This is a genomic window from Streptococcus sp. 517s (assembly GCF_054445985.1).
Map to the genome: position 1 here is coordinate 606,293 of NZ_CM136847.1, position 19,184 is coordinate 625,476.

Annotated in this window: 8 protein-coding genes; all 8 read left to right on the plus strand. The window is 39.8% G+C overall.

Annotated elements, in window-relative coordinates:
* The first annotated feature begins 29 nt into the window (after window positions 1-29).
* The 8 genes from ACVX3R_RS03245 (at window position 30) to ACVX3R_RS03280 (ending at window position 19,052) form a co-directional block, all read left to right on the plus strand.
* The gene (locus ACVX3R_RS03245) at window positions 30-620 is read left to right on the plus strand and encodes an SMI1/KNR4 family protein (protein WP_458795445.1); all 591 of its coding nucleotides are present in this window, start codon (window positions 30-32) and stop codon (window positions 618-620) included.
* A complete protein-coding gene (locus ACVX3R_RS03250) occupies window positions 617-1,366 on the plus strand; it encodes a hypothetical protein (protein WP_458795446.1) in 750 nt (249 codons plus the stop codon). The genes ACVX3R_RS03245 and ACVX3R_RS03250 overlap by 4 nt, the downstream gene beginning before the upstream one ends.
* An 18-nt stretch (window positions 1,367-1,384) precedes the next feature.
* A complete protein-coding gene (locus tag ACVX3R_RS03255; RefSeq protein ID WP_458795447.1) occupies window positions 1,385-2,341 on the plus strand; it encodes a hypothetical protein in 957 nt (318 codons plus the stop codon).
* 196 nt (window positions 2,342-2,537) lie between these two features.
* Window positions 2,538-4,289 carry a glycoside hydrolase family 13 protein gene (locus tag ACVX3R_RS03260; RefSeq protein ID WP_458795448.1) on the plus strand — a complete coding sequence of 584 codons (1,752 nt, stop codon included), beginning with the start codon at window positions 2,538-2,540 and terminating at the stop codon, window positions 4,287-4,289.
* A 52-nt stretch (window positions 4,290-4,341) separates the two neighbouring features.
* Complete coding sequence (locus tag ACVX3R_RS03265) at window positions 4,342-5,064, plus strand: DUF4241 domain-containing protein (RefSeq protein ID WP_458795449.1); 723 nt, start codon at window positions 4,342-4,344, stop codon at window positions 5,062-5,064.
* 11 nt (window positions 5,065-5,075) lie between these two features.
* Entirely contained in the window at window positions 5,076-5,633 is a 558-nt protein-coding gene (locus tag ACVX3R_RS03270; RefSeq protein WP_458795450.1) for an SMI1/KNR4 family protein, read from the plus strand.
* A 257-nt stretch (window positions 5,634-5,890) separates the two neighbouring features.
* Window positions 5,891-13,129 carry an LPXTG-anchored adhesin/beta-galactosidase BgaA gene (bgaA, locus tag ACVX3R_RS03275; RefSeq protein ID WP_458795451.1) on the plus strand — a complete coding sequence of 2,413 codons (7,239 nt, stop codon included), beginning with the start codon at window positions 5,891-5,893 and terminating at the stop codon, window positions 13,127-13,129.
* A 526-nt stretch (window positions 13,130-13,655) separates the two neighbouring features.
* Window positions 13,656-19,052, plus strand: coding sequence for a Cna B-type domain-containing protein (locus ACVX3R_RS03280; protein ID WP_458795452.1), 5,397 nt, complete (start codon window positions 13,656-13,658; stop codon window positions 19,050-19,052).
* The last annotated feature ends 132 nt before the right edge of the window (window positions 19,053-19,184 follow it).

The window sequence follows — 19,184 nt, forward strand, 5'->3', positions numbered from 1 at the left end:
GCTAGTTAAAATAAAGAACTCATGGTGAAATGATACAACTAATTGACCAAGTTAAAAAAATAGAAACTTATATTTGTGAGTGTTTTGAAGACTGGGATTTGGATGATCCTGTAGAGGAAGGATATCTGGAAGATTATCAGGGCATTTCTGGTGCTTCCGAGGAAGAGCTTCAAGCCTTTGAGGAAATATTTGGCATTCGTCTACCTAGTGACTTCAAAGAGCTTTATAGCTATAAAAATGGGAGTAAATACCTCTCTATTTTACCTTGTGTAATTGACCAGAGAGATCTGACTTTTTCTCTCATGAGTCTGCAGGAAATTGAAACTTGTAAACAGTACTTTCAAAATAGGGATGCTCTGTTAACAGAATTTTCTGACTATTTTTCTAGTCAAGATCTAAAAAATATGCGTGATAGTAGAATTAAGCCCTATCTTTTTAATAAAAAATGGCTTCCTTTTGCTCAGTATTGTGACTCTTGTTATCTTATGCTGGATTTTGATCCAGACCAGGAGGGTCAGGAAGGTCAGGTTATTTGCTACATCCATGATCCTGACCAGGTGATCTATGCGGCTGAAAGCCTTACAAATCTGATTGAAGGGATAATGGAAGAGATCATATGAATGGACAAATGTACCAAATAGCCTGTATCGTTGCAGCAGCTAGGAAGGCTTTAAAAACTGATCAGGCAATCTTGTATCATCCTGAGCAATATATCAATAAGATTTGCTTTCAAATTTTGCCGTCAGAAAAGGGGGAAGTTATAGAACTATCTGTATCTGATTGGTTTGAAAATCTTAAGGAAAAAGGTTTGAAGGACTTAAAATTATTTTGCCCTATCTCAGTAAATGACAGAGGTATTTTAGGTTTCTCCAATACGACACAGAGTTCAATTCTCTGTTTTTATAAAGATGGGAAGGCAAGTTATTTCCTACCAAATTGGAAATCTGCTTCCCTAGGCAGGGGCTGGGATGTTACCTACACCGAGTATGAATGGGAAAGGTCTTCTCAAGACATTCCCCACTATGAAAATAATATCGAAGAATTTAAGGACATATTGGCTCGTATAGAAGATTTAGCAATTAAAATTGAATGTGACAACTTTGCCAAAGTCTTTCACTCTGCTAGAAACTTTTTGCTAGACCCAGAATCTGGTAAAGGACTGGCAGAACCTCAAATTCCACCGCAACATCTAAGCATATTTAGAGCTGCAAGCTCAGCGGATGTTTTTGGAGGAATGGGCTCCTGGAATGATGAACCTGGATGGCTGGCACAAGACAAGGGACTGGGTCAAGTATACGATGAACTTTCAGATCAATTGCTAAGAAATATTAGATCAGCCATTCTATTTGCCATCAACGAGTGGTGATGGATTAAGAGAGAAAAAATGGGGAAGTTAAAGTTAAGTCTATTGCATAAATGGGAACTAGACAAGGACTACAATAGTGTTTTCAATTCTGTCATGTTACATGATGGTAGAGCCTTTGTCTTGACCAGTGAGAAGGAAGCTTTCAATCTCTACTGTCTGCTTGAAGTATCACCTTTGGGTGTGAAGGAGATAGATGCTTGGGATTGTGACCATGTTTGGGAGGAAGAACCTCTACTCTTTACAGATGGACAAAATATTGGCATCATCAAGGCTGGCAAGGAAATAGTCTATTATACTGGTGATTTTTCTAATCCAGAAATCATTGCCATAAAGGATCCACAAAGTATACTTCCTAAAAAGGCACAAGAGAGATATTTTCAAATAGTATCAGATAGCGACCAGATACCCGTGTGTTTTGAAGATCAAGTTTATACAAATCAAGCAAGAAACTTTGCCCTTTTAGAGTTTGATCGAGAGAAAAAGCAGGCTAAGTGGACCACTTATTCGCATATTGATAAAAAAGAGTTAACCCACCACGACACGAGCTCTGATGCTTGTCCTAAAATTGATAGTATGAAATGTTGGAAGCAAGAGCTCTATGCCTTTAGCTCTGGAGAAAGTCAAACCTCTGTCAATAAATGGGGCATGGACTATTATGCTCTTGTTAAAATCTCTAGTGATGGTCGTATTATCGAAAAGTTATTAGAATCTAATAATTTAAAGGCTTTAGGCAAAAAAGCTGGTGTCAATGGAATTTTTACGGATTCGCCTTATCTTATCCTGAGCCCCCTATTTAAGAATGATGATTGGAAGGGCAAGCAAAAGCTATTTTCTCTGGCAACGAGAGAATTGTGCGATATAGCCTTGCCTAGAGGAATGAGTAAACACAAGCTTCAAAATATAACAGACAACTTTTGTTTAACCTTCCTGTACGACAGAGGATTAAAAGAACTTGCCCTTTGTCGGATTGACTAGGCTGTGAGGCTGAGTTTGGGAGCTTTTTATAGATAGGTGCTGATATTTCTTGATTAGTCTACAGTATTTATTTTGAGCTGTTTTCTTGTCAAATTTGACCAAGTATTGCAAATCGAATCTTAAAACAGTATACTAGAAATAGCAATTATGAAAACGTTTGCGTTTTTGTTGATGATGATTATTTAGGAGACAAAATATGGAATTAACAGCCATTTATCATAGACAAGAATCAGAGTATGCTTATCTTTACAAAGAAGGTCAGCTACATATCCGAATCAGAACCAAGAAAAATGATGTCCAGCAGGTCATTTTACATTATGGAGATCCCTTTATCTTCATCGAGGATAAGTATGAAGCCAAGAAAGAAATGACTAAAGCAACCTCGGATGCTTTATTTGATTATTGGCAGGTTACAGTATCGGTTGATTTTGCACGGATTCAGTATCTCTTTGAACTCCTTGATGAGGAAGGTCAGGGTATTTTCTACGGTGATAAGGGTTGTGTGGAACATACTCAAGAAAACTTGGATGCGGAAGGAAATGGCTTTAAGCTTCCCTATATTCATGAAATCGACGGATGTCAGGTTCCTAGCTGGGTTTCAAATACCGTTTGGTACCAGATTTTCCCAGAACGATTTGCTAATGGAAATCCTAATTTGACTCCAGATGGAGCTCGAGAGTGGGATGCTGCCATTGCACCTAATAGGGATGACTTTTTTGGTGGAGATTTACAAGGGATTATCGACCATCTAGACTATCTAAAAGATTTGGGAATCACTGGACTTTATCTATGTCCGATTTTTGAAGCAACGACCAATCACAAGTACGATACGACGGATTATTTTGAAATTGACCGTCACTTTGGAGACAAAGAAGTCTTTGCTAATTTAGTCGAGGAAGCTCATAAACGTGGCATTAAGATTATGCTAGATGCTGTTTTCAATCATATCGGCTACCAGTCTGCCCAATGGCAGGATGTTCTAAAAAATGGAGAAAATTCCCCTTATAAAGATTGGTTCCATATTCAAGAGTTTCCAATTACAGAAGATAAACTTCAGAATCCAAGAGAACTCCCTTATCATACCTTTGCCTTTGCTAGCTATATGCCTAAGTTAAATACAGCAAATCCTGAAGTCAAAGACTATCTTCTCAGTGTTGCAACTTACTGGATTGAGAATTTTGATATCGATGCTTGGCGCTTGGACGTTGCCAATGAAATTGACCATCAGTTCTGGAAAGATTTTAGAAAGGCAGTTCTCGCTAAAAAGCCTGATTTGTATATTTTAGGTGAAATCTGGCATACGTCTCAGCCTTGGCTAAAAGGAGATGAGTTCCATGCAGTCATGAACTACCCGCTCTCTGAAAGTATCAAGGATTATTTCTTGCGTCAGCATAAAAAGACAGAGCATTTCATTTCAGAAATCAATAGCCAGTCAATGTACTACAAGCAACAAATCTCAGAGGTTATGTTAAATCTCCTGGATTCTCACGATACAGAGCGTATTCTTACAACTGCCAAAGGAAATCTCCAACATGTCAAGGCTGCTTTAACCTTCCTCTACCTTCAAAAAGGGACTCCTTGTATCTATTACGGAACAGAGCTAGCACTAATTGGTGGACCAGACCCTGATTGCCGTCGTGTCATGCCTTGGGACCGTGTGTCTGAGGACAATGATATGCTAAATTTCATGAAGAAATTAATCAAAGTCCGTAAGGAAGTGGCAAGTATGATTCAGCATGGTTCATATAGCTTGCAAGAAGTGAAACCATATGTTCTTTCCTTGAAATGGACCTACGAAGGAAAAGAAGTTCAGGCTATCTTTAATCAGTCTAAGGAGAATGTTATCTTAGACAGAGATTCAGTTGATTTAGCGAGTCATTGCCAGTTTGAAGATGGTCAGCAAGTCATCTTGCCAGATGGATTTGTAGTTCAATTAGATTCGATTTAAATCGATTTTTAACTCTAGTACAGGTTTGTTTTAAACGAGAAAGGAAAGACCGATGGAAAAACTTCAAGTTTCTAAAGAATGGTTACAAAAATACCAAGAAATCAAGCATATTTTGACCTCGTCTGTCAATTATGCAGCATGTTTTGAGGCTAAAGAAATAGACGGCAAGGAAGTCTTTGTCCTAGATATGGGGGAAGTGACCTTCCCAAGTGGAGAAATTTTAGTTAGAGATCCCTTGGTCTGGCTCCGTAGGAATGAAAAACCCTATCTAGAGACAGTTCCCAAAGGAACATTTCCTCTCAAAACCTTAGTAGTCAAGATCGAAGAAGATCACTATCGGTATGTTGCAACAAGAGTTCAATTTACAGATAAGCTTCCAGTTGTTTACTATGAAGCCTTAACTGGTACTGAAAACTTGGATTCTGTTGAAGAAGATTCTTATTTTGGATTTTCAGTTGATGCAGGATTGGCAACTATTGTGGATGTTGAGACAAAAAATGCCTACTGTGATTTTGAAGAAAGATGGTATCAAGAAAATCCTGAAAAAAACATCTATGATGATTTCTTTGCGGAAATTTTTGCTCAAAATGCCATAGAACATCCCCTATATCAACGAGAAGGCGGTGATTGGATTAACTTTAGAATACCACATACAGACCTGACTATTCCAATGATTCAATCTGGTTTTGGAGATGGAAATTATCCTGTTTACTTTGGCTATGACAAGGATCATCAACTCTGTGATGTGGTTATTGAGTATATCTACGTAGGATAAGGAGTTGGATGATGGCACTCAATGAAGTTTATGATTATTTTCGTCACTATGATAAGGAAACTTATCAGGTTGTCGCCTGCATGGGTAATGAACCATCGGAAGAAGATGTTCAGGATTTTGAAAATCAATACGGCATTCGTCTGCCAGAAGATTTCAGGGAATTCACCATGTCATCTCTGGGAGGTCTCTTTATGGAAGTCAGAGAAGAGCTATGGCCAAGAGCCAAGGCTTACGATGTAGCACCATTTTGGACCTTCTGTCGAGGTATTAAGGTCTTGGGAATTGCAAATGGCATCCCAGACTTCTTAGACATTCGCCTTCAAACCAAAGAATTACACGCTCTAGGATTTGTGGATTATATCCCATTTCTGTCTATCATTGGTGATGGAGATGTGATTTTCTGTTTTGATAAGGACAATCACATAGTTGCTCTAGACTGGTACAACAGTGGCGAAACCGAGGAGTTTAATTGTGATTTTTCAGAGCTTTTGCTTCATCAAATTGCAGAGCTAGAAGAACGTAAAAATGAGATGGTCAAGCTACTGGCAAATGGAAAAAATAGTCAGTGATTGAAGGCAAAAATCAGGATTGATTTTTAATAATAGCTGTTTCTATAAGGGAAACAGCTTTTTTTGTAAAATCATTAACTAAATGTACATTCAGATTTTTAAACTTTTATACAAATTATAGAAAAAACAATCAAAAATATGATTTTTATGTTTATAGTATTGAAATTTCCTATATTATTTTATAAAATAGGGGGAAAAGGCTATGGAAAAGTAATGCGCTCGCATAGAAATGGAAGCGGTTACTAAAGGAGGGTTTTATGGAAAAAGGCCATTGGAATCGTAAAAGAGTCTACAGTATTCGTAAGTTTGCTGTAGGAGCTTGCTCTGTCATGATTGGAACCTGTGCGGTTCTATTTGGAGGAAGTGTCATTGGAGAATCACCAGTTTTTGCGGATGAAACTCCTATTACACACACTGTAGAACAAGCAAAAGAGGATAGTCCAGCAGTGGAGGAAAAAGAGGATCAAGCAGTAGCAGAGAATAGCAAGGCTACAAGTGTGGATCAAAGCCAAGCTGCTGCCATTGAAGCAAGTAAACAAGAGGTGAAAGAAGATGAACCTGTAACTCCGAAAGAGGAAAAAGCATCTTCTAAATCTGAAGAAACAGCTCCAAAGGTAGAATCTCAAGCTTCAAGTCAAGAAAAGCCTGTTAAGGAAGAATTGAAAGCTGCGACAAATGAAGAAGTAAATCAAATGATTGAAGACAGAAAAGTGAATTTTAATCAAAATTGGCACTTCAAACTCAATGCAAACTCTAAAGAAGCTGTGAAACCAGATGCAGATGTATCAACATGGCAAAAATTGGACCTTCCACACGACTGGAGTATCTTTAACGATTTTGACCATCAGTCCCCTGCCCAAAATGAAGGTGGACAGCTCAACGGGGGTGAAGCTTGGTATCGTAAGACCTTTAAACTTGATGAAAAAGATCTCAAGAAGAATGTTCGTGTGACCTTTGATGGTGTCTACATGGATTCTCAAGTCTATGTCAATGGCCAGTTAGTGGGACATTATCCAAATGGTTATAACCAGTTCTCATATGATATCACCAAATACCTTCACAAAGATGGTCGTGAGAATGTGATCGCTGTCCATGCTGTCAACAAACAACCAAGTAGCCGTTGGTACTCAGGTAGCGGTATTTACCGTGATGTGACCTTGCAAGTGACAGATAAGGTTCATGTTGAGAAAAATGGTACAACCATCTTAACACCAAAACTAGAACAACAGCAACATGGCAAGGTTGAAACGCATGTAGCCAGCAAAATCGTTAATACAGACGATAAAGACCATGAACTTGTAGCAGAATATCAAATCGTTGAACGTGGTGGTCAGGCTGTAACGGGCTTGGTTCGTACAGCGAGCCGTACCTTAAAAGCACATGAATCAACAAGCCTAGATGCGATTTTAGAAGTTGAAAGACCAAAACTCTGGACAGTTTTAAACGACAAACCTGCCTTGTACGAATTGATTACGCGTGTTTACCGTGACGGTCAATTGGTTGATGCTAAGAAAGATTTGTTTGGTTACCGTTACTATCACTGGACTCCAAATGAAGGTTTCTCTTTGAATGGTGAACGCATTAAATTCCATGGTGTTTCCTTGCACCATGATCACGGAGCGCTTGGAGCAGAAGAAAATTATAAAGCAGAATACCGTCGTCTCAAACAAATGAAGGAGATGGGTGTTAACGCCATCCGAACAACTCATAACCCTGCAAGTCCACAGACCTTGCAAATCGCAGCAGAACTTGGTTTGCTGGTTCAGGAAGAGGCCTTCGATACTTGGTATGGTGGCAAGAAACCTTATGATTACGGACGTTTCTTTGAAAAAGATGCCACTCACCCAGAGGCTAGAAAAGGTGAAAAATGGTCTGACTATGATCTTCGTACCATGGTCGAAAGAGACAAAAATAACCCAGCTGTCTTCATGTGGTCTATCGGAAACGAAATCGGTGAAGCAGATGGAAAGGCTCACTCACTTGCAACGGTTAAACGCTTAGTAAAAGTGATTAAAGATGTTGATAAAACTCGTTATGTTACTATGGGAGCAGATAAGTTCCGCTTTGGTGATGGTAGTGGTGGTCATGAGAAGATTGCCGAAGAACTCGATGCAGTTGGTTTTAACTACTCAGAAGATAACTACAAGAAACTTCGTGCGAAACATCCAAACTGGTTGATTTACGGTTCAGAAACATCTTCAGCAACCCGTACACGCGGTAGCTATTATCGCCCTGAACAGGAATTGAAACATAGTAACGGACCTGAACGTCATTACGAACAGTCTGACTATGGTAATGACCGAGTTAACTGGGGTAAAACGGCAACAGATTCATGGACTTTTGACCGTGATAATGCTGGCTATGCTGGACAGTTTATCTGGACAGGTACGGACTATATCGGTGAGCCTACGCCATGGCACAATCAAAACCAAACTCCCGTTAAGAGTTCTTACTTTGGTATCGTAGATACAGCGGGCATTCCAAAACATGACTTCTATCTCTACCAAAGCCAATGGGTTTCTGTTAAGAAGAAACCGATGGTTCACCTTCTTCCTCACTGGAACTGGGAAGACCCTAGTCTAAAAGCAAATGTTGCTGACTCAGAAGGAAAGATTCCTGTTCGTGCATACTCTAATGCTGCAAGTGTTGAATTGTTCTTGAACGGTCAATCTCTCGGAGTTAAGACCTTCAACAAAAAACAAACCAGCGATGGTCGTACCTACCAAGAAGGTGCCAATGCTAAGGAACTCTATCTTGAGTGGAAGGTTGCTTACCAACCAGGTACCTTGGAAGCTGTAGCTCGCGATGAAGCTGGAAAAGAAATTGCACGTGATAAGATCACTACTGCAGGCCAACCAGCAGGAGTTCGCCTCGTCAAGGAAGAACACGCAATCGCCGCAGATGGAAAAGACTTGACCTACATCTACTACGAAATCGTTGACAGTGAAGGAAATGTGGTACCAACTGCCAATAATTTGGTTCGTTTCCAATTGCATGGCCAAGGTCAATTGGTCGGTGTAGATAATGGGGAACAAGCCAGCCGTGAACGCTACAAGGCACAACCAGATGGTTCTTGGATTCGCAGAGCCTTTAACGGTAAAGGGGTTGCCATTGTCAAATCAACTGAACAAGCAGGTAAATTCACCCTTACTGCCCATTCAGATCTCTTGAAATCGGACCAAGTCACTGTATTTACAGGCAAGAAAGAAGGTCAAGAAAAGACTGTTCTCGGGACAGAAGTACCAAAAGTACGTACTGTTATTGAGAAAGAGCCAAAAATGCCGAAGACAGTCGGTTTTATCTACAGTGATGGCAGTCGTGAAAAACGTCCAGTAACTTGGTCTTCAGTTGATGTGAGCCAAGCAGGAGTTGTGACTGTTAAAGGTATGGCAGACGGACGTGAAGTTGAGGCCCGTGTCGAAATTCTAGCAATTGCGAAAGAACTACCAACTGTTAAACGTGTTGCTCCAGGAACAGACTTGAGTGCTGTTGACAAATACGTTTCTATCGCTGTAACAGATGGAAGCGTTCAAGAATACGAAGTTGATAACTGGGAGATTGCGGAAGCAGATAAAGCTAAACTTTCAGTTGCTGGATCACGTATTCAAATGACTGGCCAACTAGGAGGCGAAACCGTTCATGCTACCCTTGTGGTAGAAGAAGGCAATCCTGCAGCACCTGTAGTGCCAAATGTAAGTGTTGGTGGTGAAGCCGTTACAGGCCTCACTAGTCAACATCCAATGCAATACCGCACTCTTGCTTATGGTGCATCCTTGCCAGAAGTCATAGCAAGTGCTGAAAATGCAACTGTTACAGTGGTGCAAGCAAGTGTAGCTAACGGTATGCGTGCAAGTATCTATGTTCAACCAAAAGATGGTGGTCCTCTTCAAACTTATGCAATTCAGTTCCTTGAAGAAGCACCAAAAATTGCCCATTTGAGCCTGCAAGTGGAACAAGCTGATGCTCTCAAAGAAGACCAAACAGTCAAATTGTCTGTTCGGGCTCACTATCAAGATGGAACGCAGGCTGTATTACCAGCTGATAAAGTAACCTTCTCTACAAGTGGTGAAGGGGAAGTCGCAGTTCGTAAAGGAATGCTTGAGTTACATAAGCCAGGAGCAGTCACTCTCAAAGCAGAATATGAGGGGGCTAGAGGTCAGGTTGATCTCACTATCCAAGCCAACACTGAGAAAAAAGTAGCGCAATCTATCCGTCCAGTAAATGTAGTCACAGATTTGCATCAGGAACCAAGTCTTCCAGTAACAGTAACAGTTGAGTATGACAAAGGTTTCCCTAAAGCCCACAAAGTCACTTGGCAAGCCATTCCAAAAGAAAAACTCGACCACTATCAAACCTTTGAAGTTCTAGGTAAAGTTGAAGGTCTTGATCTTGAAGCGCGTGCTAAAGTATCTGTAGAAGGCATCGTTTCAGTTGAAGAAGTCAGTGTGACGACACCAATCGCAGAAGCGCCGCAATTACCAGAAAGTGTTCGTACCTACGATTCAAATGGTCACGTTTCATCTGCCAAGGTTACTTGGGATACGATTCGTCCAGACCAATACGCCAAGGAAGGTGTCTTTACAGTTAATGGTCGCCTAGAAGGTACGCAATTAACAACTAAACTTCATGTTCGCGTATCTGCTCAAACTGAGCAAGGTGCAAATATTTCTGATCAATGGACCGGTTCAGAATTGCCACTGGCCTTTGCTTCAGACTCAAATCCGAGTGACCCTGTTTCAAACGTTAACGATAAATTGATTTCCTTTAATGACCGCCCAGCTAACCGTTGGACAAACTGGAATCGTAGTAATCCAGAAGCTTCAGTTGGTGTCCTATTCGGAGATTCAGGTATCTTGAGCAAACGTTCGGTTGATAATTTAAGTGTCGGATTCCACGAAGACCATGGAGTTGGCGTACCGAAGTCTTATGTGATTGAGTATTATGTTGGTAAGACTGTTCCAACAGCACCTAAAAACCCTAGCTTTGTAGGCAATGAAGAACATGTCTTTAACGATCCAGCTAACTGGAAACCTGTTACTAATCTAAAAGCCCCAGCTCAACTCAAGGCTGGAGAAATGAATCATTTCAGCTTTGATAAAGTTGAGACCTATGCGGTTCGCATTCGTATGGTTCGACTTGATAGCAAGAAAGGAACATCTATCACAGAAGTACAAATCTTTGCGAAACAAGTCGCAGCAGCCAAACAAGGACAAACGAGAATCCAAGTTGACGGTAAAGACTTAGCAAACTTTAACCCTGATTTGACAGACTACTATCTTGAGTCTGTAGATGGAAAAGTTCCTGCAGTAACAGCAAGTGTTAGCAACAATGGTCTGGCTACTGTTGTTCCAAGCGTTCGTGAAGGTGAGCCAGTTCGTGTTATCGCGAAAGCAGAAAATGGCGACATCCTAGGAGAATACCGTCTACACTTTACAAGCAATAAAGACTTGCTCTCTCGTAAACCAGTTGCCGCGGTCAAACAAGCTCGCCTGCTACAAGTAGGGCAATCGCTTGAATTGCCAACTAAGGTTCCTGTTTACTTTACAGGTAAAGACGGTTACGAAACAAAAGACTTGGCAGTTGAATGGGAAGAAGTTCCAGCAGAAAATCTGACAAAAGCAGGTCAATTTACCGTTCGAGGTCATGTCCTTGGTAGTGATCTTGTTGCTGAGTTCACTGTACGAGTGACAGACAAACTAGGCGAAGCTCTTTCCAATAATCCAGAGTATGATGAAAACAGTAACCAAGCCTTTGCTTCAGCCACTAACGATATTGATAGAAACTCCCATGACCGTGTGGACTATCTCAATGACGGAGATCATTCAGAAAATCGTCGTTGGACAAACTGGTCTCCAACACCATCTTCTAATCCAGAAGTATCAGCAGGTGTGATCTTCCGTGAAAATGGTAAGATTGTAGAACGGACTGTTGCGCAAGCCAAACTTCATTTCTTTGCAGATAGTGGTACGGATGCACCATCTAAACTCGTTTTGGAACGCTATATTGGCCCAGAGTTTGAAGTGCCTACCTACTATTCAAACTACCAAGCCTATGATGCAGCCCATCCATTCAATAACCCAGAAAATTGGGAAGCTGTGCCTTATCGTGCGGATAAAGATATTGAAGCTGGTGATGAAATCAACGTAACATTTAAAGCTGTCAAAGCTAAAGCCATGAGATGGCGCATGGAGCGTAAAGCAGACAAGAATGGTGTTGCGATGATTGAGATGACCTTCCTTGCACCGAGTGAATTGCCTCAAGAAAGTACGCAATCGAAGATTCTTGTGGATGGAAAAGACCTTCCTGATTTCGCTGAGGATCGTCAAGACTATCAAATCACCTATAAAGGTCAACGTCCAAAAGTCTCAGTCGAAGAAAGTAATCAAGTAGCTTCAACAGTTATAGATAGCGGAGACGATAGCCTTCCAGTACTTGTTCGCCTTGTTTCAGAAAGTGGAAAACAAGTCAAGGAATACCGTATCCAGTTGACTAAGGAAAAACCAGTTTCTGAGAAGACAGTTGCTGCTGTACAAGAAGATCTTCCAAAACTCGAATTTGTTGAAAAAGATTTGGCCTACAAGACAGTTGAGAAAAAGGATCCAACACTGTATCTAGGTGAAACTCGTGTAGAACAAGAAGGAAAAGTTGGTAAGGAACGGATCTTTACAGCGGTTAATCCTGATGGAAGTAAGGAAGAAAAACTTCGTGAAGTGGTAGAGGCTCCGACAGACCGCATCGTCTTGGTTGGAACCAAATCAGGAACCTCCCTTCCAGAAGATGAAGTGAAGAACCTAGTCCTTAACAGACCAGAACTTGTAATCGAAGAAGAAACAATTGACTTCAAGGTTCAGGAACGTAAGTCTGATAAGTTGTATCTAGGTGAAACTCGTGTTCTCCAAGAAGGTCAAAAGGGTATCCGTGTTCACTTGATCGAGGTTGAAAATGGTAAGCGGACTGAAAAAGAAAGCTATGATAAAGTTTTAACTCAGGATCGCATCGTAGAAGTAGGAACAAAACCAGGAACCTCCCTTCCAGAGGATGAAGTGAAGAACCTTGTCCTTAACAAACCAGAACTTGTAATCGAAGAAGAAACAATTGACTTCAAGGTTCAGGAACAAAAGAACGATAAGCTTCCAGCAGGTCAAACCCGTGTTCTCCAAGAAGGACAAAAAGGTATCCGTGTTCACTTGATCGAAGTTGAAAATGGCAAGCGAACTGAAAAAGAAAGCTATGATAAAGTCGTGGCTCAGGATCGCATCGTAGAAGTAGGTACGGCTGGTGAAACAACTAAACCAGTACCTCAAGAATCTACAAAACCACAAGTATCAGAAAAAACAGATACAAAACAAAACACTTCAAGTGCAGCTGGTCCGGTTCAAAAAGAGCAGTTACCAAATACAGGAAGTGCAGAAAGTCAAGCAGCTCTAGTAGCAGGCTTAGCTCTTCTTGGTTTGAGCGCAGGACTAGTAGCCACTAAAGGCAAAAAAGAGGATTAGAATTTCTACGATATGAAGAAATGGGGACAAAATAGATTTATATTTTAAAAGCTCTTCATTATGAATTTTGAAAATCTAATAGATTAAATAAAAAGTGAACCAAACTATTCTGGGACAATCAGAATTCTGTTTAGTTCACTTTTTGTTATGTTCTAAACTTTTGATTTAATATATTTCTACTATATTAAATCTTATAACAGCATATAGATTAATAAATTGGCTATATTTAGTTTTATGAATAAAGGGACATTATTTATTGAAGGGGAGTAGAAATATCAAAGGAATGAATTCTTTAAAGTTGACATTTTGTAAATAATTTCTTTAGTAATGAGATATATTAATTAAAATATATATGATATAATAGACTTGGTAGGTTCTATTATATTATGTGCTGTAAGTGAATATAATTTTATCAAGAATAGAGTATGGTGTTATTATGGATGCGTCACTATATTGTGGAGGTGTTGCGTATGTGAAATTGAATACTTAATTTTTTATCAATATACAAATGGAAAGGTTGGTCATAATGGATAAGATAAAAAAATATCTAACTTTTCTAATGTTTCCCCTTTTCCTCTTGATGATGTTTTTCCCAGCGGGTGAAGCACATGCGGCAACTGATATTACAAATAAGGTAATACTTAAGAACTTGAAATTAACGATTGCCTCTACTGGAGATGAGTCAACGGGTTATCATGGTGAAAATGATACTACAGTTGCATTAAAGTATTCGGGAGAATTTTCATTTCCAAATGTAACAGCAAATGAGATTAAGGAGGGAGATTTTTTTATAGTAGAAGCCCCTTCTAATCTGAGTTTAGAGGATAGAACCCTCAAGTTGGAAGATAAAATATCAGGAAAGATTATAGGGAATGTAAGGGTAGAGAGTGCCAAACACCGATTGGTATTCACTTTTAATAGCGAAGTAGAGGATAAACAGAATATTCGTGGTGATTTCTTTGCTAGTGCAAAAGAGACAGTCACAAAAGAAGATAAGATAGTCACCTATGTTTTGCCGGGAGGTAAAACGCAAATAATCACATTCAAGACTTTGAAAACAAAACAGGCTCCTGTTGAAGGAGAGGTCATTTACAAAGGTGGCTGGAATCACGGAAGTCTTGCAAAAGCAGGTTATTACGTACGTATTAACCGATCTCAACAGGATTTAAAGAATAAAACCGTTGAAATAACCGATGATATTAGTTTAGGGGCATTTGCTTCTTATATGGATGGTAGTTTTGCACTAAATGAAGCGGAGTTTGATACAACAAATACGAATTTTGCTAATCTTAAACGTAAAATTAAACCCTATAAAATAACGACTGATCCTGAAGAATATAAAAAGGACTCTGATAATACGGCTTTGCTTACACTGACAAATGGTAAGCGTAGTTTTAAATTGCTGATGCCAACTAATATGGGAAAGAAGAGTTTCTTTCTTGAATATGCGACAACTTCACCAGCTGATACTTCAGAGATCAAGAATTCAGCACAATTTTTGATTGATAATGAGCCCCAGTTAACGTGGAAAAAATGGGGTGATAAGATTAATACAAGTAAAGAGAGTATTGTAACACTGAAAACGGTTAAGGCTGCAGGTGCATCAGTCACAGCTGATATTGCTGGTAAAATCAAAATCACAAAATTCGATGAAGCTGATGCAACTGTTAAGTTGGCAGGCGTTGTCTTTGAAATTGTAAACAAAAATAATTCATCAGAAACTTATACTGTAACAACTGATGAAAATGGTGTTGCACTTTCTCCAGCTCTTTCAGATGGTCAATACATCGTAAAAGAAAAGACACCTAAAGCTGGTTATGTAGCGAATAGTCAAGAGTTTGAAGTAGAGATGAAGCAAGGAAAGGGTGTTCCTCTAAACATCTCCAACAAACGTAAGACAGTTGACTTTGAAGCCACTAAGACTTGGGTAGGTGGAAAATCTACAGATTATAAGAAAGCTAAGCTCGGCTTGTATGTCCATAAAGAAGGACAGACCATTGCAGATTCCAAACCTGTTTCTGGTAGCTATACTCCAGAAGTGACAGAGTCCAATGGTGTTTACACTTACAAGTGGAAAAACCAACTTCCTAAGTATGATGTTGATGGAACGAAATTAATCTACTCTGTTCGCGAGCTTCAAGATACTACTGAACTTCCTTTGAAAGAAGGAGAGAAAGTCGCATCTGGCGATCATAACTACGTCGTCTCTTACAATGCAGACAAGACACAAGTAACCAATACTTATGAGGTTCCAAAAACAAAAGTAACTGCTAATAAAGTCTGGACTGGTGGAAGGGATAGTGTTCGACCAAGTCTCTTCTTTAAATTGTATCGTACTCTAGAAGGCGGTACTGCAGAAGCGGTTACAAATGCTGACCAAAAAGAAGTACCTAAGACAGACGGTACTGTAGAATGGTCAGATCTTCCTGCGACCGATCAAAATGGTGTGACATATACCTACAGCGTTAAAGAAGTTGATAAAGATGGAAATCTAGTTACTACAGTTGATGGCTATACCTCAGAACAAACAGCAGGATTGACTGTTACCAATAAGTATGCAGTAAAACTAACTTCAGCCTCTCTTGAAGTAACTAAGAAGTTGACAGGCCGTGAGTTGAAAGCTGATGAATTTGAGTTTGTCTTGAAGAATGATGCAGATGGTTCAGAACTTCAAAAAGTGAAGAACACTGCTGACGGTAAAGTAACATTCGCTCCAATCGAATATACTAAATCTGGTACATACAACTATACCATTGTTGAAACAAACGCTGGTAAGACTGTTGATGGTGTGACTTACGATAATCTTGAAGTTAAAGTCACAGTAGAAGTTACAGATGACGGCGAAGGAAAACTTCATGCGAATGTGACTTACCCAGAGGACAAAGAATTCAATAACAGCTATGGAACTTCAAAAGCAAAAGCAGCTCTTGAAGTGACTAAGAAGTTGACTGGTCGTGAGTTGAAAGCTGATGAATTTGAGTTCACTTTGACAGACCAAGACGGTAATGTGAAAGAAACTGTGAAGAATGACGAAGACGGAAACGTTAAGTTCTCAGAATTGGAATTCGACAAAGCAGGCACTTATACTTATAATATTGCTGAAAAAGCGGGTACTGCTACAGGTATCCAGTACGATACGAAAACTATCACAGCTACAGTAACTGTAGCGGACAATGGTAAAGGTGTCCTTGAAGCAACCGTTGCTTATGACGGTGAAAAAGTATTCGAGAACACTTACACTCCAGCAGGAGCTACAAGTGTAACTCTTGGAGCGAAAAAAGTTCTTGAAGGTAAGAACCTTGAAGCAGGAAAATACAGCTTCGAATTGAAGAAAGAAGACGGTAGTGTTGTTGAAACAGTAACAAATGCTGCTGATGGAACTGTGACCTTCTCACCAATCTCATATGATGAGAGCCAAGTAGGAACTCACAAGTACACTATCTCAGAAGTTGCTGGATCTGAAACAGGAATCACTTACGATAAGACCGTTCAAGAAGTTGAAGTAACGGTTGAAAAAGTAAGTGCAACTGAATTGAAAGCAACAGTTTCAAAAGAAGCAAAAGATCTAGTCTTCACCAACAAGTACACACCAGCAGGCGCAACAACTGTAACTCTTGGAGCGAAAAAAGTTCTTGAAGGTAAAAAACTTGAAGCGGGCAAATATAGCTTTGTCTTGAAGAAAGAAGACGGTAGTGTTGTCGAAACAGTAACAAATGCTGCCGACGGAACTGTGACCTTCTCACCAATCTCATATGATGAGAGCCAAGTGGGAACTCACAAGTATACTATCTCTGAAGTTGCTGGCTCTGAAGCAGGAATCACTTACGATAAGACAGTTCAAGAAGTTGAAGTAACGGTTGAAAAAGTAAGTGCAACTGAATTGAAAGCAACTGCCTCAAAAGAAGCAAAAGACCTAGTCTTCACAAACAAATACACACCAGCAGGAGCTACAAGTGTAACTCTTGGAGCTAAGAAAGTTCTTGAAGGTAAAGACCTTGAGGCAGGTAAATACAGCTTTGTTCTGAAAGAAGGCGACAAAGAGCTTGAAACAGTTACAAACGCTGCTGACGGAACAGTGACCTTCTCACCAATCTCATATGATGAGAGCCAAGTGGGAACTCACAAGTACACTATCTCAGAAGTTGTTGGCTCTGAAGCAGGAATCACTTACGATAAGACAGTTCAAGAAGTTGAAGTAACGGTTGAAAAAGTAAGTGCAACTGAATTGAAAGCAACGGCTTCAAAAGAAGCAAAAGACCTAGTCTTCACCAACAAGTACACACCAGCGAAAACTTCAGTTTCTGTGAAGAAAACATGGGATGATAAGGACAACCAAGATGGTAAACGCCCATCTTCTGTCACAGTTAAATTGCTTGCGGATGGTCAAGATACTGGTAAAACACTTGAACTCAATGCCGCAAACGGTTGGGCTGGAAGCTTCACAGACCTTGATGCTGATAAAGGTGGCATACCTATCCAGTACACTGTAGTAGAAGTAACTGTTCCTGGTTACACTTCAGAAGTTACTGGTGATGCTGCATCAGGATTCACTATCACAAATAGCTATTCTCCAGAAACAGTTGACATTAAAGCAACCAAGAACTGGGATGATGCGAATAACCAAGACGGCAAACGTCCAACTAAGATTACAATCAATCTTTTAGCAGACGGTCAGAAAGTTGATTCAAAAGAGATTCAAGCTGCACCAGACGGCACTTGGTCTGTTGAATTTACAAAACTTGCAAAATATAAGGATGGAAAAGAGATTAAATATACTGTGACAGAAGAAGCAGTTGCAGAATATGACTCTTACATCAAAGACTTTACCATCACAAACAAATATACTCCTAAAGCAATCGACTACAAGGTAACAAAAGTATGGAATGACGCGAACGACCAAGACGGCAAACGTCCTGAGTCCGTAACGGTTCAACTTTATAAAAAAGTAGGAGATGCAGATCCAGTAGCCGTTGAAGGTAAGAAATTGACCTTGACAGCTAAGGATAAGACAGATGCTAACACTTGGGTAGCATCATTTACAAATCTTCCACAATTCGAAGCTGGTAAAGAAATCACTTACTCCATCAAGGAAGTGGATGTACCAGCTGGCTACGAATCTTCTGTAACTGGACAAGTGGTAACAAACACTCACAACCCAGATACTGTTATCCTTTCAGGAACTAAGGTGTGGGATGACAACAACAACCAAGACGGTAAACGTACAACATCTGTGAAAGTTCAAATTCTTAACGGTGACAAAGTTGTTCAAGAAATTGAAGTTTCAGAAAAAACTGGTTGGAAGTTTGAATCTAAAAAACTTCCTAAGTATGAAAATGGTAAAGAAATCAAGTACAAAGTCAAAGAAGTGGTTGTTGCAGAATACAAATCAGTAGTAACTGACCACGAAGACGGTAAGTACACCATTACCAACAAACATACACCAGAGAAAACAACTGTAAAAGGTAAGAAGATCTGGGATGATGCCAACAACCAAGATGGTAAACGTCCAGACTCAATTACAGTAAGACTTTTGGCAAATGGCAAAGAAACTGATAAAGAAGCTACAGCTTCAGAAGCAAGTGGTTGGACGTATGAATTTACAGATCTTGATCGTTATCAAGATGGTGGTAAAGAGATTGTTTATACAGTTAAAGAAGCATATGTTCCTAAAGGCTATACTTCTGAAGTAATTGGCACTAATATTGTAAATCACCATAAGCCAAAAGACCCAGAACCAAATAAACCACAGGATCCAGAGCCAAACAATCCAAAAGATCCAGAACCAAACAAACCAGGAAAACCAGGACAAAAACCTCAACTTCCTAACACTGGTGAAAAAGCATCTAATGTAGCAGTAGTTGCAGGACTTGCTTTGATGGTAGTGACTGGTGGATTGTACTTTGTAAGCCGTAAAAATAAATAATCTAGCGTGAGAAAGATAGTTTTCATTTATTTTTCTTAGGTTTAATCTGCAATAAAAAAGGCCAGAGGAATCCTCTGGCCTTTTTTAGGTATAGGAGTAAAAGAAAGACCCAGCATTTAATACTAGGTTGGT

Bases quoted from the DNA above. Each gene is read 5' to 3' on its own strand.
- ACVX3R_RS03260 (WP_458795448.1), top strand. From the start codon at position 2,538: ATGGAATTAACAGCCATTTATCATAGACAAGAATCAGAGTATGCTTAT.
- ACVX3R_RS03265 (WP_458795449.1), top strand. From the start codon at position 4,342: ATGGAAAAACTTCAAGTTTCTAAAGAATGGTTACAAAAATACCAAGAA.
- bgaA (WP_458795451.1), top strand. From the start codon at position 5,891: ATGGAAAAAGGCCATTGGAATCGTAAAAGAGTCTACAGTATTCGTAAG.
- ACVX3R_RS03270 (WP_458795450.1), top strand. From the start codon at position 5,076: ATGGCACTCAATGAAGTTTATGATTATTTTCGTCACTATGATAAGGAA.
- ACVX3R_RS03250 (WP_458795446.1), top strand. From the start codon at position 617: ATGAATGGACAAATGTACCAAATAGCCTGTATCGTTGCAGCAGCTAGG.
- ACVX3R_RS03255 (WP_458795447.1), top strand. From the start codon at position 1,385: ATGGGGAAGTTAAAGTTAAGTCTATTGCATAAATGGGAACTAGACAAG.
- ACVX3R_RS03245 (WP_458795445.1), top strand. From the start codon at position 30: ATGATACAACTAATTGACCAAGTTAAAAAAATAGAAACTTATATTTGT.
- ACVX3R_RS03280 (WP_458795452.1), top strand. From the start codon at position 13,656: ATGGATAAGATAAAAAAATATCTAACTTTTCTAATGTTTCCCCTTTTC.